General features: G+C 31.6%; 18 protein-coding genes. 11 read left to right on the forward strand and 7 right to left on the reverse strand.

What is annotated here, in order from left to right:
• Nucleotides 1-10: 10 nt before the first annotated feature.
• Nucleotides 11-1,798, forward strand: a complete 1,788-nt coding sequence (locus tag ASF10_RS20565) for an ABC transporter ATP-binding protein (protein ID WP_056253505.1) — start codon at nucleotides 11-13, stop codon at nucleotides 1,796-1,798.
• Between the two features lie 142 nt (nucleotides 1,799-1,940).
• Here ASF10_RS20565 and ASF10_RS20570 read toward each other — a convergent pair whose 3' ends face one another.
• On the reverse strand, nucleotides 1,941-3,110 hold the full coding sequence (locus ASF10_RS20570) for a proline dehydrogenase family protein (protein WP_056253508.1): 1,170 nt from the start codon (nucleotides 3,108-3,110) through the stop codon (nucleotides 1,941-1,943).
• A gap of 283 nt (nucleotides 3,111-3,393) precedes the next feature.
• On the opposite strand from ASF10_RS20570, the gene ASF10_RS20575 reads away from it, so the two are divergent.
• The 6 genes from ASF10_RS20575 (at nucleotide 3,394) to recQ (ending at nucleotide 12,734) form a co-directional block, all read left to right on the forward strand.
• On the forward strand, nucleotides 3,394-5,700 hold the full coding sequence (locus ASF10_RS20575; protein WP_056253510.1) for an O-antigen ligase family protein: 2,307 nt from the start codon (nucleotides 3,394-3,396) through the stop codon (nucleotides 5,698-5,700).
• A gap of 313 nt (nucleotides 5,701-6,013) precedes the next feature.
• Entirely contained in the window at nucleotides 6,014-7,081 is a 1,068-nt protein-coding gene (gene aroB / locus ASF10_RS20580) for a 3-dehydroquinate synthase (protein ID WP_056253806.1), read from the forward strand.
• 298 nt (nucleotides 7,082-7,379) lie between these two features.
• A complete protein-coding gene (locus tag ASF10_RS20585) occupies nucleotides 7,380-8,783 on the forward strand; it encodes a decarboxylase (RefSeq protein ID WP_055092150.1) in 1,404 nt (467 codons plus the stop codon).
• A 107-nt stretch (nucleotides 8,784-8,890) separates the two neighbouring features.
• Complete coding sequence (locus ASF10_RS20590) at nucleotides 8,891-9,859, forward strand: deoxyhypusine synthase family protein (RefSeq protein WP_056253513.1); 969 nt, start codon at nucleotides 8,891-8,893, stop codon at nucleotides 9,857-9,859.
• Between the two features lie 7 nt (nucleotides 9,860-9,866).
• A complete protein-coding gene (locus ASF10_RS20595) occupies nucleotides 9,867-10,274 on the forward strand; it encodes a hypothetical protein (protein WP_056253518.1) in 408 nt (135 codons plus the stop codon).
• 141 nt (nucleotides 10,275-10,415) lie between these two features.
• Entirely contained in the window at nucleotides 10,416-12,734 is a 2,319-nt protein-coding gene (gene recQ / locus ASF10_RS20600) for a DNA helicase RecQ (protein ID WP_056253521.1), read from the forward strand.
• A 186-nt stretch (nucleotides 12,735-12,920) separates the two neighbouring features.
• Here the strand turns inward: recQ and ASF10_RS20605 are convergent, their stop codons facing one another.
• From ASF10_RS20605 to ASF10_RS20620, 4 genes are all read right to left on the reverse strand, one after another.
• Nucleotides 12,921-13,436 carry a DinB family protein gene (locus tag ASF10_RS20605; RefSeq protein ID WP_056253524.1) on the reverse strand — a complete coding sequence of 172 codons (516 nt, stop codon included), beginning with the start codon at nucleotides 13,434-13,436 and terminating at the stop codon, nucleotides 12,921-12,923.
• A gap of 45 nt (nucleotides 13,437-13,481) precedes the next feature.
• Nucleotides 13,482-16,067, reverse strand: coding sequence for a phosphoenolpyruvate carboxylase (locus ASF10_RS20610; protein WP_056253528.1), 2,586 nt, complete (start codon nucleotides 16,065-16,067; stop codon nucleotides 13,482-13,484).
• Nucleotides 16,068-16,156: 89 nt separating this feature from the next.
• On the reverse strand, nucleotides 16,157-16,636 hold the full coding sequence (locus ASF10_RS20615; protein ID WP_008468989.1) for an Lrp/AsnC family transcriptional regulator: 480 nt from the start codon (nucleotides 16,634-16,636) through the stop codon (nucleotides 16,157-16,159).
• Nucleotides 16,637-16,713: 77 nt separating this feature from the next.
• The gene (locus ASF10_RS20620) at nucleotides 16,714-17,868 is read right to left on the reverse strand and encodes a M14 metallopeptidase family protein (protein ID WP_056253531.1); all 1,155 of its coding nucleotides are present in this window, start codon (nucleotides 17,866-17,868) and stop codon (nucleotides 16,714-16,716) included.
• A gap of 312 nt (nucleotides 17,869-18,180) precedes the next feature.
• On the opposite strand from ASF10_RS20620, the gene ASF10_RS20625 reads away from it, so the two are divergent.
• Entirely contained in the window at nucleotides 18,181-18,633 is a 453-nt protein-coding gene (locus ASF10_RS20625) for a helix-turn-helix transcriptional regulator (RefSeq protein WP_056253534.1), read from the forward strand.
• Between the two features lie 131 nt (nucleotides 18,634-18,764).
• On the opposite strand, the gene ASF10_RS20630 is transcribed toward ASF10_RS20625, so the two are convergent.
• Nucleotides 18,765-19,769, reverse strand: a complete 1,005-nt coding sequence (locus ASF10_RS20630) for a hypothetical protein (RefSeq protein ID WP_056253539.1) — start codon at nucleotides 19,767-19,769, stop codon at nucleotides 18,765-18,767.
• An 82-nt stretch (nucleotides 19,770-19,851) separates the two neighbouring features.
• Complete coding sequence (locus ASF10_RS20635) at nucleotides 19,852-20,403, reverse strand: 1-acyl-sn-glycerol-3-phosphate acyltransferase (protein ID WP_056253542.1); 552 nt, start codon at nucleotides 20,401-20,403, stop codon at nucleotides 19,852-19,854.
• A gap of 66 nt (nucleotides 20,404-20,469) precedes the next feature.
• On the opposite strand from ASF10_RS20635, the gene ASF10_RS20640 reads away from it, so the two are divergent.
• From ASF10_RS20640 to ASF10_RS20650, 3 genes are read left to right on the forward strand one after another with little or no spacing between them, the layout of a single operon-like run.
• On the forward strand, nucleotides 20,470-21,135 hold the full coding sequence (locus tag ASF10_RS20640) for a spermidine synthase (RefSeq protein WP_056253544.1): 666 nt from the start codon (nucleotides 20,470-20,472) through the stop codon (nucleotides 21,133-21,135).
• 11 nt (nucleotides 21,136-21,146) lie between these two features.
• Nucleotides 21,147-21,824 (forward strand): peptidoglycan DD-metalloendopeptidase family protein, encoded by a 678-nt coding sequence (locus ASF10_RS20645; RefSeq protein ID WP_056253547.1) that lies wholly within the window; start codon nucleotides 21,147-21,149, stop codon nucleotides 21,822-21,824.
• Between the two features lie 6 nt (nucleotides 21,825-21,830).
• Nucleotides 21,831-22,307: a hypothetical protein gene (locus ASF10_RS20650; protein ID WP_056253551.1), complete on the forward strand. Its 477-nt coding sequence runs from the start codon at nucleotides 21,831-21,833 to the stop codon at nucleotides 22,305-22,307.
• The last annotated feature ends 5 nt before the right edge of the window (nucleotides 22,308-22,312 follow it).

The raw sequence follows: 22,312 nt of genomic DNA on the forward strand, positions 1-22,312 counted from the left end.
GTATACTCAAATGGCAAGATTTAAAGAAAATGATTTACCCAAATCAAAAATTACCGCTACTTCACTTAACAAAGCAACAATAATATTCAAATACGCCGGAAAACACCAATGGAAATTTTATGTTGGACTGGTTTTCCTTTTGCTTACAGGAGCCACTGCCCTCGCCTTTCCTAAATTAATGGGAATGCTGATTGATTGTGTAAAAAACAAAGACAATGATCAGGCAAACCAAATCGCATTAGGATTAATTGTGATTTTGTTCCTGCAATCCTTTTGCTCGTTTTTCAGATTATCATTGTTTGTCAATTTTACCGAAAATACACTGGCAAACCTGCGTTTGTCTTTATATACCAATTTAGTAAAATTGCCAATGACTTTCTTTTCTCAAAAAAGAGTTGGAGAATTAAACAGCCGTATCAGCGCAGATATTACTCAGATCCAGGATACGTTAACGTCGACGATTGCAGAGTTTCTGCGTCAATTTATACTTATTATAGGCGGCGTTATTTTATTGGCTACAGAAAGCTTTAAATTAACCTTATTAATGTTGGCTGTAGTTCCTCTTGTAGCGGTTGCTGCTGTAATCTTTGGACGTTTTATTCGAAAATATTCAAAACAAGTACAGGATCAGGTTGCAGAAAGTCAGGTTATTGTCGAAGAAACCATGCAGGGAATTAGTATCGTAAAAGCTTTTGCAAACGAATGGTACGAAGTTGCCCGTTATAAAGGTAAAATTAGCGAAGTTGTAAAATTGGCCATCAAAGGTGGTAAATACAGAGGTTATTTTGCATCGTTTATTATTTTCTGCTTATTTGGAGCCATCGTTGCCGTTGTGTGGTACGGAGTTCGTTTAAGCATTGCGGGCGAAATGAGCGTTGGACAATTAATCTCTTTTGTATTGTATTCTACATTTGTTGGTGCTTCTTTTGGCGGAATTGCCGAGTTATATGCACAAATTCAAAAAGCAATTGGAGCTACAGAAAGGGTTTTTGAATTATTAGAAGAAACTCCTGAGAAAATAAATGCTGTACAAAATACAACTCCGCTGGAAAAAATAAAGGGAAATGTTTCTTTTAAAAATGTTGCCTTTAGTTATCCTTCAAGAAAAGAAGTTCAGGTTCTTAAAGATGTAAATTTTACTGCTGAATTTGGACAAAAAATCGCGATTGTAGGTCCAAGTGGAGCAGGAAAATCAACTATATCGTCTCTATTGCTGCGTTTCTATGATATTACATCGGGAGAAATCACAGTTGATGGAAAAAATATCTACGAATATGATCTTGAAAATCTTCGTGGTAATATGAGTATTGTTCCTCAGGATGTAATTTTATTTGGAGGAACGATCAAGGAGAATATTGCTTACGGAAAACCTGATGCAACGAACGAAGAAATTATTCTGGCAGCAAAACAAGCAAACGCTTTTAACTTTGTAGAAGGATTCCCTGAAAAATTTGAAACAGTCGTAGGAGAACGCGGTGTAAAATTATCCGGAGGACAACGCCAGCGTATTGCAATTGCGAGAGCATTACTTAAAAATCCACGTATTTTAATATTAGACGAAGCAACATCATCTTTAGATAGTGAAAGCGAAAAATTAGTTCAGGAAGCCTTAGAAGTCTTAATGGAAGGAAGAACAAGCATTATCATTGCGCACCGACTTTCGACTATTAGAAACGCTGATAAAATTCTGGTTCTTGATAATGGAAAAATAACCGAAGAAGGAACACATCAGGAATTGATAACCCTTGAAAACGGAACTTATAAAAACCTAAGTAATCTTCAGTTTAGTAATTATTAGATATAAAAATATCAAAAACAAACCCGACAGGTTTTTAAAACCTGTCGGGTTAAAAAAGTCAATAAAAAAAGCTCCAATGCAAATTGGAGCTTTTTTATTTATTATAAACTGTAAACTGTAAACTGTAAACTGAGACAGAAAACTATTTCCCTTTTCTACGTTTACGTTCTGCTTTTATCATAGATAATTCACGGCTTGTTTGTCCGGCTACAGAAGTATTTTCTTCGGCACGACGAATCAAATAAGGCATAACATCTTTTACAGGGCCAAATGGCAAATATTTAGCTACATTATAACCGTTTTCGGCAAGGTTGTAACTAATATTATCGCTCATTCCGTACAATTGTCCAAACCATATTTTATTATCGTTTTTGGCAATTCCTTTTTCCTGCATCATTTCCATCAATTTATAAGAGCTCAATTCGTTGTGAGTTCCCGCAAAAATTGACATAATTTCCAAATGCTCTAACATATAATGTACAGCAGCATCATAATTAATATCTGTAGCTTCTTTAGAAACACAAATTGGCGAAACATAATTTTTCTCTTCCGCTCTTTTGTTTTCTTTTTCCATATAAGCGCCACGAACCAGCTTCATACCAATAAAGAATCCTTCGTTTTTTGCTACTTCATGCAATTTTTTTAAATAATCCAAACGATCCCAACGGTACATTTGCAAAGTATTAAAAACAATTGCTTTCTCTTTATTATACTTGCGCATCATATCAGTAACAAGATCATCAGCGGCATCCTGCATCCAGCTTTCTTCACCATCAATCAATAAAGCAACATCTTTTTTATGCGCTTCACCACAAACCTGGTCAAAACGAGCCACTACTCTGTCCCACTCTGCTTGTTCAGCCGGAGTTAAAGTTTGTTTTTCGCCTAATTTCTCATACAATTCAAAACGGCCAAAACCAGTGGGTTTAAAAACAGCAAACGGAATCGCCAAACGTTCTTTAGCAAATTCGATTGTTTTTAAAGTCATTTGTAAAGCAGCGTCAAATTGCTCCTCTTCCTCTTTTCCTTCAACAGAATAATCTAAAACAGATGAAACACCTTTAGTAAACATTTTGTCTACTACTGTAATACAATCATTCTCGTTTACACCACCACAAAAATGGTCAAAAACAGTTGCACGAATTAATCCTTCTACCGGAAGATTTGCTTTTATCGCAAAATTGGTAACAGCAGTTCCTATCCTAACTAAAGGTTGGCTGTCGATCATTTTAAAAAGAAAATAAGCTCTATCAAGTTCTGTATCGCTTTTTAGCGAAAATGCAACTTGAGTGTTATCGAATATTTTTTCCATTAAGGTCAGTTTTTTGTGCAAATATAGATAGAGTTTTGAATATTATTTACTAAAACACAGCATAATTTTTAATATCGTTAATAACATTCTGTCAATTATTATCCGAAAATGACAGGAGTTTACGTTGTTATAAAATTTATCACTTTAATGAATAAAGAATTTATTTACGCTTTAAGTAAAATGAGCAATTCTGACAATTAAAAAGTAAGAAAATAAATAATTTTATCGTTTATTTTAACAAGATTATGCTTTAAAAAATTATATTTGCAAAAATATAATTACTATGAATAATATCCGAACACGTTTTAATACTGGAATATCAATTATTCCGGAGTATATTATTTTAGTTTTTATATGTTTACTTTTAATTATTGACTATTTACCCAATACTTCAGGTGCTCTAATTGGAAAAACCCAATTTTTATATTTATCGATACTTAATTTTTTAATTGGTGTTTATTTTTTCATCAATTCAAAAATGATTTCGAGTAGTATAATTCCAATATTAAAAAGAAGTTATATTACAATACTCTATTTAATATTTTTGATAATCTGTGGTTTATCATTTGTTGTAGCAAAAAATACTTCGCTTGTTTTAATGAGAATTACTGAATTAGTAATTACTTTTTGTTTATTTATAAATCTTTCGATCTTACTAAAAGACAAGCTCGATCTCCTATACAAAATTGCATTTATTATTGCGATTAGCGCTTTTTTTCAATCAGGTTTGGCGTTATACAAATTTTCGCAATTATCCAGATATATTTCTATTGCTCATGCTTTAAATAATCTTAACGGAAATACAGGAAACATAAACATATTCGCTGCGAGCTTAACCATTAAAGTTCCTTTTTTATTACTGGGAATTACTCATTTTACAAGTTTCAAAAAGAATTTTTTCGTTTTTACACTGTTTTTTGTGACTACAGCTATTTTCTTAACTGGTGCAAGAACATCGCTGCTTAATCTAATTCTGATTGTTATTGTATATATTATTTATTACCTAAAAATCAATTCTTTTAATAAATCAAGCGCATTAAAAATCCTGACTTTAATAATACCAATTATTGTAGCACTATTTGTTTCGAATAAATCTTTTGAAAAATCTAAAGATAACGATCGTTACAAATCTGTCGCAAACAGAATTACGCAAATAAAAGAAACAGATGCTTCTGCAAAAGCGAGATTAACATATTGGGAAAACTCTTTAAAACTAAGCCAGGCAAATCCTTTATTAGGAGTTGGATTAGGTAATTATCGCATAGAATCTATTCCTTACGAAAAAATATCAGAAAATGATTTTATCGTTTCATTAGATTCACATAACGATTTTTTAGAAATTCTTGCAGAAACCGGAATAATCAATGGGCTAATATATTTTTCTCTTTTTCTTGTTATTGGTTTTATTAATGTAAAAAGAGTCTTGAAATCTAAAGATACAAACGTCAGGACAGTTGCAATTCTTACTATAATGCTTTTAATTGTTTATGGAGGGGATGCATTTTTTAATTTTCCAATGTACAGACCTACAATGCAAATATTCTTTGGTTTAATAGTAGCATTAACAGTCGTAAACGGTTCTTTTACTAATAATGATACTTCACAATCAGTTAAAACAAAAGCTGTTTTATCAGTTTTGATTCTTATAAGTTTTATTACAAGTTATTCTGCTTTAATAGTTTATAAAGCTTCGAATCTGGAATCCGAAATTTTAAGAGATGATATTAATACTAATCTAAAAGGACTTTTAACCGGAGATAAAGTTGTTGACAGAATGCGTGAATATCCGAATGTTTTTTCAACTTCTGAATCGTTTTATGAATACGCAGCAATTTATTATGTCCGTGAAAAAAATTATGATAAAGCTTTATCAGCTTTTGCAAAAGCCAGTAAAATTAATCCATATTCTGGGAGGATAAATTTCTATAAGTATGTTATTTCTAAAGAAAAAGGAAATACAGATAGTGCATACGTTTATATAAAGGAAGCTTTTTATTTGCGTCCAAGAAATTTATTGTTTTTCCAACATTCGACTAGTCTGGCTGCGGTAAAAAAAGATACACTTGAAATCCTTAAAGAACATAAACTATTTTCTAAATATAGAAAAATCCCCGAAGCCTGGAGTATTCCGGCTGCTGAATTGCAAAAAACTAATTTTAAAGAAAAAAGTTTAATTAGCTTTATTGATAACGGATTAAAAGAGATCCCTAATGACAGTACTTTGATACAATTTAAAAAAGATATTTTAGTAAAAAATTATACCAGAGACGGGCAAGTTTTTCTATCTCAGGGAAAATTAGACAAATCTCTCGAATCATTTGAAAAAGCCTTAAAAATAAATCCTAAAGATGTTTATTTACTGCAAAGTATTGGACTAAATTACTTCTATTCCCAAAATTATAAAGATGCCATGAAATACTTTTTAGAGGCATTAAAACATCCTGGTTTGTATAATGGATTAACAGAGTTTTATATTGGTGTTTGCTATCTTAAAAATAATGATCAGGAAAATGCCTGTAAATATTTTAATTTATCTAAAGCTAAAAATTTTTCGGGAGCACGACAACAATTAAATGCAATCTGTAAATAGTAAATCCACACTTTAAGCACAAACGAAATCAATGATTTCTGCTTATCTTTTTATTATCACGATTAGTCATAAATATTTATAAATGTGATTTCTAATCATATTTACTTCGATTAGCAATATTCTGAATGTTTTGGCAATGTTGCATTTATAAAGTAAGACTTTACGTCTTTCTTGTTTTTTAGTTATTAAAAATTAAAATAAAATCTCTCAAACCTTAATTAGAATCATTCGTTTTAAAACAAATTTGAACGAAAGTTTGAATATTATTTAGTTAAAAATGCCTTATTTTGCGGTTTCAATTAACTACAGAAATATGCAATCTATTCAAGCTAATAATTATCTCGTGCATTTTAACCAAAATGCATACGAAGCCCTAAATAATCATTTAAAAGAAAATAAATACTCTAATTTGTTTATTATAGTTGATAATGAGACAAATGAATATTGCCTGCCTAAATTTTTGCCGTTGCTTGAAACTGATTTAACGATTGAAATCATTGAATTTGAATCTGGAGAAATCAATAAAAATATTGAAACCTGTATTGAAATCTGGAAAGTATTAACTGAACTTGGTGCCGACAGAAAATCACTTGTTATAAATCTTGGCGGTGGTGTGGTAACAGATCTTGGCGGATTTGTGGCTTCTACCTTTAAACGCGGAGTTGATTTTATCAATATTCCAACAACATTATTGTCTATGGTAGACGCTTCTGTTGGAGGAAAAACAGGGGTTGATCTGGGAAATCTTAAAAACCAGATTGGTGTTATCAACGTGCCTCAAATGGTATTAATTGATACGGATTATCTTCAAACTTTACCACAAAGCGAAATGCGTTCCGGTCTGGCAGAAATGCTAAAACACGGCTTAATATATGATGCAGCTTATTGGAAACAGTTTTTAGACCTAAAAGCGATTGATTTTGCTGATTTTGATGAGTTAATCTACCGTTCTGTAGAAATTAAGAATGATATCGTAATTCAAGACCCAACAGAAAAGAACATTCGTAAAGCATTAAATTTTGGCCATACTTTAGGTCATGCTATCGAAAGTTACTTTTTAGAAAGTGAAACCAAAACAACATTGCTGCATGGAGAAGCTATTGCAATTGGGATGATTTTGGAAAGTTATATCTCTTTGCACAAAAACTTAATTACAGCAGAAGAATATACTGAGATTAAAACCGCAATAAAGAGTATTTATGATGATGTAAAAATCGAAGAAAATGACATCGATCCTATCTTGGAATTGCTTATTCATGACAAAAAAAATGAATACGGTTTGATTCAATTTGCCTTAATTGAAGGAATCGGGAAAATAAAAATTAATCAATCCGTTGAAAATAAATTGATTCTAGATGCGTTTCAAGATTATAAATCTTAAACTTTTTTTAATAAAAAGCTTTGCTTTAGGTATATATTATTTTTTACATTTGCCACGATGAAAACAAACAAAAAACAAAGACAATTTAGTTCTTATAGAAATCGGCTCAATAGTTCCTTGCTAAGGATGTTGAATCGTTTTTATACTAGTAAAAGTCCGTTTTGTTGTGATATTTTTCAATACTCAAAGGCAGAACACGAAAAACTGCAAATTGTATTTGCGAATATTAGGGTTTGAATTTTAGATTTAGTACCGTTTTCTAAATTAAAAATTACAATCTCAAATATCGAAAAATATAATGAATACAAAATATTCTGATCTAATTAATCAAACTTACTATTTTCCTCAAACGGAATTTAAATTAAACAAAGACAACTTACAATTTCACAATATCGATTTGATGAAATTAGTTGAACAATACGGTACGCCATTAAAATTTACTTATTTACCACAAATTTCTGAAAACATTAATAAGGCCAAAGCCTGGTTCAGAAAATCGATGGAAAAAAACAAGTATGACGCAAAATACTACTATTGTTATTGTACAAAAAGCTCTCATTTTGAATACATTATGAATGAAGCTTTCAAGAATAACATTCACATAGAAACATCATCAGCTTTTGATGTTAATATTGTAGAAAATCTACTTGAAAATGGTAAAATCAACAAAAGCACCTATGTTATTTGTAATGGTTTTAAAAGAGACGAATACATTACTAATATTGCACGATTAATCAATAGCGGACACAAAAATACTATTCCGATTATTGACAATTATGAAGAACTTGATTTGCTTCAGGCAGAAATAAAAGGAAAATTCAAAATTGGAATCCGTATTGCAGCTGAAGAAGAACCTAAATTTGAGTTTTATACGTCAAGATTAGGAATTGGATATAAAAATATAGTTTCGTTTTATAAAAAACAAATTCAGGAAAATGATAAATTAGAGCTTAAAATGCTTCACTTTTTTATCAATACCGGGATAAACGATACGTCATATTACTGGAATGAGCTGGTAAAATGTATTAAAGTATACATTGCCCTTAAAAAGGAATGCCCTACCCTTGATGGCTTGAACATTGGCGGAGGTTTCCCGATTAAAAACTCTCTTGCATTTGAATATGATTATCAATATATGATTGATGAAATTATCAATCAGATTAAAATTGCATGTGATGAAGCCGAAGTTGATGTGCCAAATATCTTTACAGAATTTGGATCATTTACAGTAGGTGAAAGCGGTGGCGCAATCTATCAGATTTTGTACCAAAAACAACAAAATGACAGAGAAAAATGGAATATGATTGATTCTTCATTCATTACCACTTTGCCGGATACTTGGGCTATAAATAAACGTTTTATCATGTTGGCGGTAAACCGCTGGAATGATACATACGAGCGGGTTTTATTAGGAGGTTTGACTTGTGATAGTGACGATTATTACAACTCAGAACAAAATATGAACGCCATTTATTTGCCTAAATACAACAAAGAAAAGCCATTGTATATTGGTTTCTTTAATACTGGTGCATATCAGGAAACTATTGGCGGTTACGGAGGTTTACACCACTGTTTGATCCCACAGCCTAAACATATTTTGATAGATCGTGATGAAAACGGCATTTTAGCGACTGAAGTTTTCTCAGAACAGCAAACTTCTGACGATGTATTGAAGATTTTAGGTTATACTAAAAAAGTATAAAAAAAAACCTGCAAAATAAAAGTTAATAACTATAAAATTATTAATTTGCAGTACCATCCAAAAAGGTTACACTTTTAATTCAAAAAAAACAAAAAAACAAAAACAAAATGAAAGGACCAATCAGTCAGTTTATTGAAAAACATTATTTACACTTTAACTCTGCCTCTCTGGTTGACGCTGCAAAAGCATATGAGCAACAATTGGCAAATGGTGCTAAGATGATGGTAAGTATGGCTGGCGCAATGAGTACAGCAGAAATTGGTAAAATTTTTGCCGAAATAATCAGACAAGATAAAGTACAAATTATTTCTTGTACCGGAGCCAATTTAGAAGAAGACATCATGAATCTAGTAGCACACTCTCATTATGAAAGAGTGCCTAACTACCGTGATTTAACTCCTGAAGATGAATGGGCTTTGCTTGAAAGAGGACTAAACCGTGTTACAGATACTTGTATTCCTGAGCATGAAGCATTTCGTCGTTTGCAAAAACACATTTACAAAATCTGGAAAGATGCTGATGACAAAGGAGAACGTTATTTTCCGCATGAATTCATGTATAAAATGTTGTTATCAGGTGTTCTGGAAGAATATTACGAAATAGATTTAAAAGATAGCTGGATGTATGCAGCTGCAGAGAAAAACTTGCCTATTATTGTACCAGGTTGGGAAGATAGTACAATGGGAAATATCTTTGCTTCATACGTAATCAAAGGAGATTTGAAAGCTTCTACAATGAAGTCAGGAATCGAATATATGGTTTTCCTTTCAGATTGGTATCCAAAAAATAGTGCTAACGGAATTGGATTTTTCCAAATTGGTGGTGGTATTGCAGGAGATTTTCCAATTTGCGTGGTGCCAATGTTGTACCAAGATATGGAAATGCATGATATTCCGTTTTGGAGTTATTTCTGTCAGATTTCAGATTCTACAACTAGTTACGGATCTTATTCCGGAGCAGTTCCAAACGAGAAAATCACTTGGGGTAAATTAGACATTAAAACCCCTAAATTTATTATCGAGTCGGATGCAACAATTGTTGCACCGTTAATTTTTGCTTACTTATTAGATTTATAGGATATTTATGAAAAGAGTTATAGTAGACTACGCTAAACTTACCAACGAAATTTTGAACCTTTTGGTAGAGAAATTTCCTGATGGTTATGATGATTCGGATGTAATCCGTTTTAGAAATGCTAAAAACGAATTAATCGAAGCTGTTGAAGTTCGTACTGAAGACACTATTTATTTAGTAAAAATTAGTACTAAACTTGCTGACAGAATCGAAAATTACGATGAAGATGATGATATCGACGTAGATGTTGATGTAATCGAACCAGTAAAAGGTCTTGATCTTGATGATGATATTGATGACGACGATGATGATGATACGTTAGATAAACCAGATACTGATGGTGGAGATGATGATGACGATGATGACAAAGATCCAGATGATATTGCTGACGAAGATGATGACGACGATGAAGATTAATTCATCTCTTTCAAAATAAACTAAAGGAACTCTATTGGGGTTCCTTTTTTTATTAATTACAGAAAACAATATTTTAAAACATAGGAAAAATACTATATTTAATATTTTTCATTATATTTAGCGATCTATAAATAGCAGCCAATGACTTCAGAAATTTTACATGCCAAATTAAAAGAAAATTTCGGATTTGAGAAATTCAGACCAAATCAGGAAACGATTATCAATACCATACTTTCAGGTCAGGATACTTTAGCCATTATGCCAACCGGAGGAGGAAAATCGATTTGTTTCCAGTTGCCTGCATTGGTTTTGCCAGGAATTACAATTGTTATTTCGCCTTTGATTGCCTTGATGAAAGATCAGGTAGATAGTTTGAAAACAAACGGAATCTTCGCTTGTTATATCAATAGCAGTCAATCAAGCGAAGAGCAGCAATTTTATATTGACAATTTAAAATCAAACAAATTTAAACTTGTCTATATAGCGCCGGAAAGCTTATCGTATCTTGATGTTGTTTTTAATGAACTGACAATCAGTCTAATTGCGATTGACGAAGCACATTGTATATCGTCTTGGGGTCATGATTTTCGTCCTGCATATACCAATTTGGGATATTTAAAAAGCCGCTTCCCTTCTACTCCTGTTCTGGCTTTGACAGCAACTGCAGATAAAGCAACGCGTACAGATATAACAAAACAGCTGAAATTAAGAAATCCTAAAACTTTCGTAGCTTCATTTGATAGAAAAAATCTAAGTTTAGAAGTTCGTCCGGCATTAGACAGAGTAAAACAAATTATTGATTTTGTAGAAAACAAACCTAATGAATCCGGGATTATTTACTGCTTAAGCAGAAAAACTACAGAAGAACTTGCTTTGAAATTGCAAAAAAGCGGTGTAAAAGCAAAAGCATATCATGCCGGTCTTGAAAACAAACTTCGAGCAAAAACACAGGATGAATTTATAAATGATGATTGTCAGGTAGTTTGTGCTACAATTGCTTTCGGGATGGGGATTGATAAATCAAACGTTCGTTGGGTAATTCATTACAATTTACCCAAAAATATCGAAGGATATTATCAGGAAATTGGTCGTGCCGGTCGTGATGGTTTACCCGCTGAAACTGTTTTGTTTGAAAGTTATGCCGATGTAATTCAGCTTCAAAAATTTGCTTCAGAAGGTTTGAATTCAGATGTTCAGTTGGCAAAGCTGGAAAGAATGAAACAATATGCTGATGCTTTGAGCTGCAGACGAAAAATTCTACTCTCCTACTTTGGCGAACTCGTAAAAGAGAATTGCGGAAACTGCGATATTTGCAAAAATCCTCCAAAATTTTTCGATGGTACGATTCTCGCGCAAAAAGCATTGTCTGCTATTAGCCGTTTACAAGAATCTGAGCCTCTTGCAGTAATTGTAGATTTTTTGCGTGGCTCGAGAAACGCGTATATCTATGAAAAAAATTATCAAGAGCTAAAAACGTACGGAATTGGCGCCGACATTTCATGGTATGATTGGAATCAATATTTAATTCAGCTGATAAATTTAGGGTATTGCGAAATTGCTTTTCATCAGCACAATAAAATTCTCTTAACTCCTTTTGCAAAGAAAGTTTTGTTTGAAGGTGAAAAAGTGCAATTGACTACGGTTGTCAAAAAAGTAATTGACAAAAACGAAATCAAAGAAGTTAAAACTAAAACAGCTAAAAATTCTCTTTTTGAAATACTTCGAACATTACGTTATGAGATTGCTAAAGATGAAGAAGTTCCTGCCTATGTAATTTTTAGTGATGCTGCCCTTAGACAAATGGAAACTTTACGACCAATGAGCGATGAAGAATTTCTTGCCATTGATGGTGTTGGTAAAGCAAAACTTGAAAAATACGGACAAGAATTTATTGATGCTATTACTTATTATGAAAAAGTAAAGAAAACAAAAGTTAAGACTAAAAAAGAAGGTAACACTTACAAAACAACTTTAGAATTATTTCAAAACGGTGCCACTGTAAAAGAAATTGCTGAACAAAGAAATTTGGGTTTTACTACGATTATTTCGCATTTGGCTAAATTATATGTTGATGGACATGATTTTGATTTAAATCAGTTTGTTGGAGAAAAAGAAATTTCTCAATTGCAAAAAGCGCAAATCGAACTTGAATTTCCGACTGCATTGAAACCCTATTATGATCATTTTGAAGAAAAAATGTCTTACGATAAAATTCGTTTTGGATTAGCTTTTCTTGAAAGGCACAAAAATGATGGTGAAAAGCTAAAAATCAAAGCTTATTCGTTGGATGAAAAAAGGTTAGAAAATGCTGAAGCCTATAAAAAATGGAGTTCAGAGGAAGATGCAGCACTTGTTCATAATTTTTATCTAGGAAAGAAAGTGGAAGAAATAGCGCTTTTGTTAGGAAGAAATGAAGGCGCAATAAACTCCAGATTGAAAAAATTAGAATTGAAAAAATAATTTTCCTGGTTTTTTTTGTCATTTCGACCAAAGGGAGAAATCACACTTGTAATTCGACAAAGATTAGCAACTTTAGGAACGGAGTTTCTTGTGTGATTTCTCCCTTTGGTCGAAATGACAAGATTCTGAAAACAAAAAATCCTGTGAATCAATTTCACAGGATTTTTTTATATCAATTTCTAAGGCCTACAAATACCTTTCTTCAAAGACTTTTTGGTGATGTTTTTGGTGACCAATAATCACAAAACCCAAAGCACCTGCTGATAATTGATGAGTTGAAGCAGTTCCTATTCGCTGAAGTTGTTCTTTAGATAAACTTTTATAAAATAATAAAGTTGAATGTCTTACAGCGGAAAGTTCCATTAATAATTCCTGAATGCTTCTTTCGTTTGCACTCGTATTATCTACATAATCATTCTCTTCAAATCCGGGTAAAGGTGTTTTATCATTTCTTGAAAAACGCAAAGCACGATACATAAAAATACGTTCGCAATCTATCAAATGCTGGATAATATCCTTAATAGTCCATTTTCCTTCGGCATAACGGTAATCGAATTTATCTAATGGAATATTTTGTACAAAACGGATAAAATCATGAAGAGAAATTTCTAACTCTTCGATCAGATTAACTTCTCCGGCTTCACGAACATAATTGGCGAAAGGACCGGAATATTCTGTTTCTAATAATTGACTTGAATTCATGTTTTTTACAATTTACGTTATTCTGTAATTTTACCTAATCTAATTTTATGCTGAATTTCTACTTGCATTGGTATTTCCGAAAAGTGATCTCGTAACGATTTTTTCGTATACTTTTATCAACTCCTCATTACCATTAGAATCTTTATTCAATTCATTGATTTTCAATAAAGCATATTGCTGTATCGTTAACAATGGCAACACAATACGTTCTCTTACCTGAATAGAAGCTATACCATCAGGATAATTTTCCATTAAGGTTTTATGTCCCGCTATTTTTAATAAAAGACGTTTTGTTTCAGAAAACTCATCGTAGATAATTTGCCAGAAATCACCAAATTCCGGATCTTTTCTCATATAAGCTGTTAGTGGCAAAAATGATTTAGCCAATGACATCATGCTGTTTTCTAAGAGCGTTTTAAAGAATAAAGAGTTGTGATATAAATCCTGTACTTTATCCCATTGTCCGCTTTCTTCAAAATATTTCAAGGCAGAACCTACTCCAAAAAATCCAGGTACATTTTGTTTCAATTGACTCCATGAACCTACAAAAGGAATCGCTCTTAAATCAGCAAAATCTAATGATTCTGATTTGCTTCTTTTGGATGGTCGGCTTCCGATATTTGTTTTAGAATAGTATTTTAACGTACTCATCTTCTCTAAATATGGAATAAATTTAGGGTGATTTTTAAAACTTAAATATTTGTCATATCCTAAACCAGCTAATTGATTCAAAATTTGAGTTTCTTCGTCGCTCAATTCATTTTTTCCTTTACTAAATACCTGATTCGTTACTCCGGCGCTTAATAAATTCTCAATGTTATAACGACAAGAATCTAATGTTCCAAAATTAGAACTAATAGTTTGTCCCTGAACGGTAATCTGAATTTCATTATTCTCGATTTTTGGACCTAAAGATGCATAGAATTTATGTGTTTTTCCACCACCACGAGCCGGAGGTCCGCCACGTCCATCAAAGAAAATAGCTTTAATACCATATTTTCTTGAAATTTCAGTTAAAGCGATTTTAGCCTGATAAATACTCCAGTTTGCCATTAAATATCCACCATCTTTAGTTCCGTCAGAGAAACCTAACATAATAGTTTGTTTATTTCCTCTGGCTTGTAAATGTTTAGAATATTCTGGATTTGTATATAATTGCTCCATAATTTGATGGGCATTTTGCAAATCATCAACAGATTCAAAAAGCGGAATAATATCCACAGTTGGATTCTCCCAATTATTCAATCTGATCATTGCAAAAGTTTCCATAACATTCAGCGCACTTTCGTTATTACTAATGATATAACGATTTGCTCCAAATTCGCCATTATTAGCCTGGATAGTTTTTATTGCCTGAACAGATTCTAAAGTAGATCTTGTAATTTCATCATCAAAATCTGCCGGATTTAATTCTCCTTTTACTTTTGATAAAACTACTAGTTTCTCCTCTTCAGATAATTCAAAATAATTAGAAGGGAATATTTGTGAACCTGAATTTAAATAATGACTTACTACGTCCTTAAATACAGCATCGTGAATTTTACTATTCTGACGAATATCTAAAGTCGCAAAGTGAAAACCAAAAAGATTGATTTTTACTAAAAAAGCTTCCAGTTCATCTAAATAAAGTGACTGATGCTTTTCGATAATAATATCTCTGATAAGATTTAATTGCGTTAACAATTCATCTAAAGTGATATAAATTTCTCCTTTTGAATAAAAAACAGAACGATAAAGTTTATGTTCAAGTTCAGACACTAATGTATCTACACCTGAGAAAGTTAACTTACGTTTCAAGTTTCTCATTTCTATATAATAACACTTCAAAATCGAAGTACGCAAACGTTCTGCAACTTTCAATGTGATTTCAGTAGTTACAAAAGGATTTCCGTCACGATCTCCTCCAGGCCAGAAACCAAGTTTGATTAATTGATTCTGAATAGCGCTTCCCTGAAGAATATTTTTTTGTAAATAATGAACAATCTCTCCTGAAGTAGCATAGAAAACATTTTCTAAATACCAGATTAAGCTAACCGCTTCATCATAAGGATTTGGTTTTTCGTTTTGGATAAAAGGAGTTTTACCCAATTGTGCCAATAATTGTTTTATTTTTAATAAATCATTTAAACGAATTGCATCCGTTAAATCATTGATGATTCCTAAAACCGGTCCAGGATAAAATTGTGTAGGATGCGCTGTTAAAACAGTTCTTACATTAAAATTTTCCAAAAATTCGATTAATTCTTCATCTTTTTCTTTTGCATCAGATTTCTCTTTGATATCACGCAAAGATCCACGGCCTTCCATGTTGTTTACTTCAGGAAAAGCAGCATCTTCGATGGCGTCAAACAATACAATCTGACGTTCGATATATTGAATAAATCGAAACATTAAATCGATTTTCTCCGTCTCTGAAGCATCGTTTAAATATCTGTTAGAAAAGAAATCAAAAATTTCTTTAGGTGTTTCTTGTTTTTTAAATCCCGTTTCGCAAGTTTCTGTAAATAAAGGAAGTAAAACTCCAGTATTGTCTATAGAATCAAAGGGTAATGTTATAAATACACTATTATATATATGGTATTTAGAGAGAACATCTTGATTAAAACGTTCTATTTTAGGCAACGTGTACATAATCTATTGTAGTTGGTTGGTTAATTAGTCATAAAAAAACCCCAAGAATAAACTTGAGGTTATATTTAAATATAGCATTCAAGAAGATATTACATATTTTTAAAAATAGTATGCATCAAACGCTTCTTATCGTTTATACTTTCTTCTAATGAAATCATAGTTTCTGTTCTGTAAACACCGTCGATATCATCGATCATGAAGATAACTTCTTTTGCGTGCTTAGTATCTTTTGCTCTGATTTTACAAAAGATATTGAATTTTCCTGTCGTTACAGAAGCTACTGTTACGAACGGAATTTGATTGATTCGCTCTAGTACAAATTTTGTTTGAGACGTATTATTAAGAAATACCCCTACATATGCAATAAATGAATATCCTAATTTATCGTAATCTAAGGCCAATGAAGAACCCATTATTATCCCGGCGTCTTCCATTTTTTTTACTCTAACATGCACTGTACCAGCAGATATCAATAGTTTTTTTGCAATGTCAGTAAACGGAACTCTCGTATTGTCTATTAACATATCTAAAATCTGGTGATCTACTTCATCTAAACGAAATTTACTCATAATTCTTTAATTAATATTACTAATTGCTATTACAAAGTATAAAAATATATATAAAAAACAACAAATTCACATAAAAATTAACTTTTTATCAATCCGTTAACAAATTTAACATTTTTATTTAAATAAAAATCTGCTTTTTGATTCAATTTCGGAAAATTAGTAAAGTCATCTGAATAAACTGCTCCTTTTGCATCATATTCATAATGTCCAAAATAATTTTCCAATTCGCCCACTTCAACTATGTAAGCGTTAAAATGAATTTTATTTTCAATCAATTCTTCTTTGTATTGTGCGACAAAATTCGTAATAATTTCGATACCATCATAATTTATTTTGATATTTTTATACATAAAATCATAAAAAACCACTTTATTTTGTGAAATATTCAAATAATCATTAATTCTGTTATTAACTAAATCGTTTTCGCTAAGGAATTCAAAACTCGAAATAAGTGAGAAAAATAAGAACTTTCGGGTTATTTCCCTTTCGTAATCATTAGCAAAATGACCCGCTTCAAATAGTATAGTTGGTACTCCTAAATACTGAAATGTATCTCCTATACAATTGATATTGAACGAATCATCAAATCTGCCTATTTGCCCCGGAATATACTTTTGTAAAACATCATTGATTCCTGCGATTACATTTATAGCTTTTAAACGGTTCTCATTTATCTCTCTTTCTTCATTATAGGATGGTGCTAAAAATGAAACAGTTGCAGGCTTGCCTGTTGCTCCGGCACCAAAAATAGTACGCTGGTCATGGAGGTTAAAACAGTAATGAGGTTTAAAAGATTCAAATGCTTCTCTTAGAACCTTGCTTTCTGGTTGTGTAAGATTTTGTGAATCCCTGTTTAAATCTACTTTGTTTGCATTTTCTCTGGTGTAAAGTCTTGCACCATCAGGATTTAAGATCGGAATGCTATAGAATGTAAAGGTATTCAACATTTTTTGTGCAAATTCAGATCCACTGTTTAATACATTAATAAAGTCACACAACGCTTTTGTGGTCGTACTTTCATTTCCATGCATTTGTGACCATAAATAAATGCGCGTTTCTCCAGTCCCAATTTTATAACTATAAATAGGTTCGTCTAAAACTGATCTGCCAATTACCTGTACTTCATTATTCGTATTTAGTTTGTCTAATAAAGGTTGAATATGGTCTAAAGTCAAATAACGACCGGATATTGATTGTTCTTTGTGTTGGCTAAATAATTCTTCTAAATTCATTGTCTTTTGATTAGTTTACAAAAGTAAACATCTTTATTGTTACAATTGTAAACAATTAAAAAAGAAGAAAATTTATAATTGTAAACAGGATTTCGGTCTTTATTTAGTTGATAAGTGTACCAAGAGTTGACAAATGTTATTACTTTAAATAAAAAATATTAAATAATTGTATATTAGTGTTTTAATACTTATTATTTAAAGCTATTATTACTTATAAAAAAGCCTATTTATACTATTTACAACTGTAAAATTGCTTTATTCATTACTTTTAATTACATTTGTAAACAACGTTTTAAATAATAATAATTTACAATGGTAAACATCGACGATTTTGTAAAAAGGCTTGAAATTATATTGGATTATTATGCCTTAAATGCTTCTTCTTTTGCAGATAGAATTGGTGTTCAGCGTTCGAGTATGTCTCACCTTCTTTCCGGAAGAAATAAACCCAGTCTGGATTTTGTAATGAAAATTTTAGAAGTTTTTCCGGATGTAGATTTATATTGGATTCTAAACGGCAAGGGAAGTTTCCCTAAAAATACAGATGAAGTTACAGAAGCTGTAAAAACTCCTGCTCCTATTTCTGTAAATGAAAATTTTAGTGGTGGAGATTTATTTTCTCAGATTGATTATAAGGAACCTCAAAAAATAGAAAAAGTATCTTCTCCAGAAATTAAAAGTCAAAATTTAGTTTCTGAAGAAGGTGAAATTGAGAAAATAGTTATTTTTTATAAAAACGGAACTTTCAAGGCCTATAACCCGTAATTTGAAAAAATCGGATATTTGAAAAATTTTAGAAATAATTTTCATTTAAGCGATTCTCACGGAACTCAAAAAAGACCAAAAAAAAACCTGATTCAGATTTTGAACCAGGCTTTATGAAATTTAAAAGTAAATTATTTTCTTAAAACAAAAACAGAAGTAACACCTGCTTCTAATCTTATATTAGTAGGAGCAAAATCGCCAGACATTGTTGGATATGCATACGTCAATACTTCTCCTCCTGCATTTAGTCTTTCAGCCACATAAATCTTTTTTGCAACCTGGTCATAAGCAACGTCAACAGGATTCCCTAAAAGTGAGTTAGGTCCGTAAACTCTAATTTGATTCGTTAATGCAATCGTTCCTGCTGCCATAGTAGAACTAAAAACGCTTGAGAAATTTTTAATAATCACCAAACCTCCATCTGTTCCCGAAGTTGCGCTGCCTACATCTGTCAGGATCATTGTATCATCAGCGGCAGAATATGTAATTCCGTGTGTACGAACCAGGCCAGCAATTGTTACTCTTTTAGTAGCTGTAATTGTTCCGGTTGCATTGCTCATATAATCTTTAAAAAGAACAATGTCACTGGTTAAATCTGCGACTGCATATAAATCGTTTCCGTTAATATGAATACCCCATAATTTAAAATCTGTAGTAAAAGTTTTTGCTAACGTAAAACCTGAAGAAGTTTTTTTGTAAACAAATAGTTTGTTCACCATGCCATTAGAGGCAAGCTGATCTTGTGCAACCACAACTATATCTCCTGAAACTGCAGTTTCTCTTGCATTGGTAAATTCGCTGCCTAAACTGCTAAAAGACAGTACTAAATTATCAGTTCCGGCTTTTATTGCATTTTTTATTCCGGTATAAGTTTCTAACTTATTATTAGTTCTCGAAGCAACAATAATAGCATCAGTATCACTATTATATGAAATACCTTCGGCGTCTAGTGATGCAACGGTAAAAGATTTTACCATTGGTGAAGCAGATAATAAGTCCAGATAAGTAATTTTTCCGGAAGTATTGCTGGAAGTTACTAAAGTTGACTCGGTTGTATTTGTCGTCTCATTGTCGTTGCTATCACAAGAGGTAAAAATTATTGACAAAAATGCGGCGGTAATAAATAGATTTTTCATAAGTATAATTTTAGAAAGTTAATTATACTTACGCAAAATTTACTCTTACGGTTTTAAGTTAAAAATAACACACTATTATTTGTTAAAATGAATAGCCGTTTTTTGGTATTTTACCTATAACTCCATCATAATGTTTTTTCAATACTAAAAGATCAGCTTCATAATCTCCGGTTGGAAAAAATGCCTTCCCTAAATTAACTTCTTTTTTACCCCAGTCAAAAGCTACGGGAACAATTGGCACATTTGCTTTAAGGGCAATAAAATAGAATCCGCTTCTAATTTCATTCACTTCTTTTCGTGTACCTTCAGGGGCAACTGCCAGACGAAATACTTCTTTTCTATCAAAAATTGCTGCAATCGAATCTACTTTGTTAAGTCCACCGCTGCGATCTAAGGGTTCTCCTCCTACACTTCTGAAATAATATCCAAAAGGAAATTTAAACAATTCCTTCTTTCCTACCCAGTTCATCTGCAATCCGGAGATTCCTCTCGTAAAAATTCCTAAATAAAAATCATGATTACTTGTATGTGGCATCACCATCATAACACATTTTTTTACTTCTGCATTTTCAATTCCTACTATTTTCCAGCCCATTAGCTTAAAAAAGATGAATTTGTACAACTGTTTTTTCATTAAAATTTATTTTTTGTTGCAAAATAAAAGATTTAAAGTGGTAAATTTGAGTAAAAGCATTTAAAAATGATTCAAAAATTATTTAGTTATATCATTCCAATCAAAATATTTAAGAAAAAATCAGAAAGAAGTAAAATTATCGAAATTACCTGGGCGAACGGTGAATTAGTTTTAGATTCTGAAAATACAAATTACTCTTACGGAAGTTTGCAGCGTATATTAAGGTACGGTCTTAGAAATATAGGTTATGATACCATTCTTAAAATGGATCATATTTTATTATTGGGAGTTGCCGGCGGAAGCGTCATAAAAACATTAGTGGATGAAATTGAATATAAAGGTAAAATTACAGGAGTCGAAATTGACCCGGATATGATTCAGATCGCAAATCAATATTTTAACCTTGACCAAATAAAACAATTAGAAATTATTATTGATGATGCATTTGAGTTTGTTTTAAAAACAAAAAATAAATACGATCTGATTATAATTGATATTTTTGAAGATATAAAAATGCCCAACTTTTTATTTGAAAGTTTTTTTAGCGAACGTATTTGTTTTCTTTTAGAAAAAAATGGTTTTGTACTTTTTAATACCATGATTTTAGATGAAGCACATAATGTTCGAAATCAAAAATATATTTCTGAGATAAACGCTGAATTATTTACTTCGAAAATGCTGCCCCGCGTAGAAGTACATAATGAACTAATAATTATTGAAAAAGTCGCTTAAATCTAAATTTTATGAAACCTCTTGTATCTATACTAAAAGCCTTGCCGCCTACTAAGATTATTGATTCCAGTATTCATTTATCAAAATATATTCCGTTGGATTTGTCTGTGACCAATCAGGATTTGGTTGAAAGTAAACCTGAAAATGCTGCTGAATTTGAAAATTTTATTTCAAATTATTTAGAAAAAAACAATGCACAAGTTGCATTTGGCGGCTACATAGAAGGTCGTACCTTATATCAGCGAAGTACGATTTTTAAGAACGATTCTATTCCGGAACGAAATATTCATATTGGACTGGATTTATGGACAAAAGTCGACACGGCAGTTTTAGCTCCGTTAAACGGAAAAGTTCACAGTTTTAAAAATAATCCTGGTTTAGGGGATTATGGTCCAACAATAATTTTAGAACACATTGTCGAAAATGAAAAATTTTATACTTTATACGGACATTTATCGTTAGAAAGTATAGAAAACCTTAGTGTTGGGAAAGTTTTTAATAGAGGACAAAAAATCGGAACTTTAGGAAACTCCTCTGTCAATGGTGATTATGCACCGCATGTACACTTTCAGATTATAAAAAATATCGAAGAATATCATGGTGATTATCCCGGAGTTTGTAATACAAATGATTTGAATTTCTATATCGAAAACTGCCCCGACCCCAACTTATTATTAAAAATTACTTAAATAGTTATGAAGAAAGCAGGATTGATTATATGTTTGTTGTTGTTAATTGGATGTAAATCAAAAAACATCAGCAGAGACACGGAAGATTTAAAGATTAAGAAAATTTCTGGTTCAGAAATTAATGCCAATCAGCAGCAAAAAGCCTATGAATTAGGAAAACGGGTTTTAGAAACCTGTAATACATCAAAATTTAAACCTTTTAATGAAACCGAAGTTACGTCATCAGTAAGAGAAAACACAACTGAAGAACGACTGACTAAAACTTGTCAAAAATTTAGACAGTATTACGGAAGTTTTATCGATTTAAAATTAGATGGAGTTTATAAAACAAAACAAGAAATCGTTTATCGCTATCACGCGTTATACACAAAAAAGGTTGCAAACAAAGAATTGCGCGTTTTTGTAAATGAAGACAATTTAATATCTGCAATCAAATCAATGGATTGGGATGAGAAATTCGATTCTAAACTAACAGAACAATAAAGTAA

This window comes from Flavobacterium sp. Leaf82, from assembly GCF_001422725.1.
Lineage (GTDB): Bacteria > Bacteroidota > Bacteroidia > Flavobacteriales > Flavobacteriaceae > Flavobacterium.

Coding starts and splice junctions, on each gene's coding strand:
- recQ (WP_056253521.1), top strand. CDS start 10,416: ATGACTTCAGAAATTTTACATGCCAAATTAAAAGAAAATTTCGGATTT.
- ASF10_RS20640 (WP_056253544.1), top strand. CDS start 20,470: ATGATTCAAAAATTATTTAGTTATATCATTCCAATCAAAATATTTAAG.
- ASF10_RS20570 (WP_056253508.1), bottom strand. CDS start 3,110: ATGGAAAAAATATTCGATAACACTCAAGTTGCATTTTCGCTAAAAAGC.
- ASF10_RS20565 (WP_056253505.1), top strand. CDS start 11: ATGGCAAGATTTAAAGAAAATGATTTACCCAAATCAAAAATTACCGCT.
- ASF10_RS20610 (WP_056253528.1), bottom strand. CDS start 16,067: ATGTACACGTTGCCTAAAATAGAACGTTTTAATCAAGATGTTCTCTCT.
- ASF10_RS20650 (WP_056253551.1), top strand. CDS start 21,831: ATGAAGAAAGCAGGATTGATTATATGTTTGTTGTTGTTAATTGGATGT.
- ASF10_RS20625 (WP_056253534.1), top strand. CDS start 18,181: ATGGTAAACATCGACGATTTTGTAAAAAGGCTTGAAATTATATTGGAT.
- ASF10_RS20620 (WP_056253531.1), bottom strand. CDS start 17,868: ATGAATTTAGAAGAATTATTTAGCCAACACAAAGAACAATCAATATCC.
- ASF10_RS20575 (WP_056253510.1), top strand. CDS start 3,394: ATGAATAATATCCGAACACGTTTTAATACTGGAATATCAATTATTCCG.
- ASF10_RS20645 (WP_056253547.1), top strand. CDS start 21,147: ATGAAACCTCTTGTATCTATACTAAAAGCCTTGCCGCCTACTAAGATT.
- ASF10_RS20630 (WP_056253539.1), bottom strand. CDS start 19,769: ATGAAAAATCTATTTATTACCGCCGCATTTTTGTCAATAATTTTTACC.
- ASF10_RS20615 (WP_008468989.1), bottom strand. CDS start 16,636: ATGAGTAAATTTCGTTTAGATGAAGTAGATCACCAGATTTTAGATATG.
- ASF10_RS20635 (WP_056253542.1), bottom strand. CDS start 20,403: ATGAAAAAACAGTTGTACAAATTCATCTTTTTTAAGCTAATGGGCTGG.
- ASF10_RS20590 (WP_056253513.1), top strand. CDS start 8,891: ATGAAAGGACCAATCAGTCAGTTTATTGAAAAACATTATTTACACTTT.
- ASF10_RS20605 (WP_056253524.1), bottom strand. CDS start 13,436: ATGAATTCAAGTCAATTATTAGAAACAGAATATTCCGGTCCTTTCGCC.
- ASF10_RS20585 (WP_055092150.1), top strand. CDS start 7,380: ATGAATACAAAATATTCTGATCTAATTAATCAAACTTACTATTTTCCT.
- ASF10_RS20595 (WP_056253518.1), top strand. CDS start 9,867: ATGAAAAGAGTTATAGTAGACTACGCTAAACTTACCAACGAAATTTTG.
- aroB (WP_056253806.1), top strand. CDS start 6,014: ATGCAATCTATTCAAGCTAATAATTATCTCGTGCATTTTAACCAAAAT.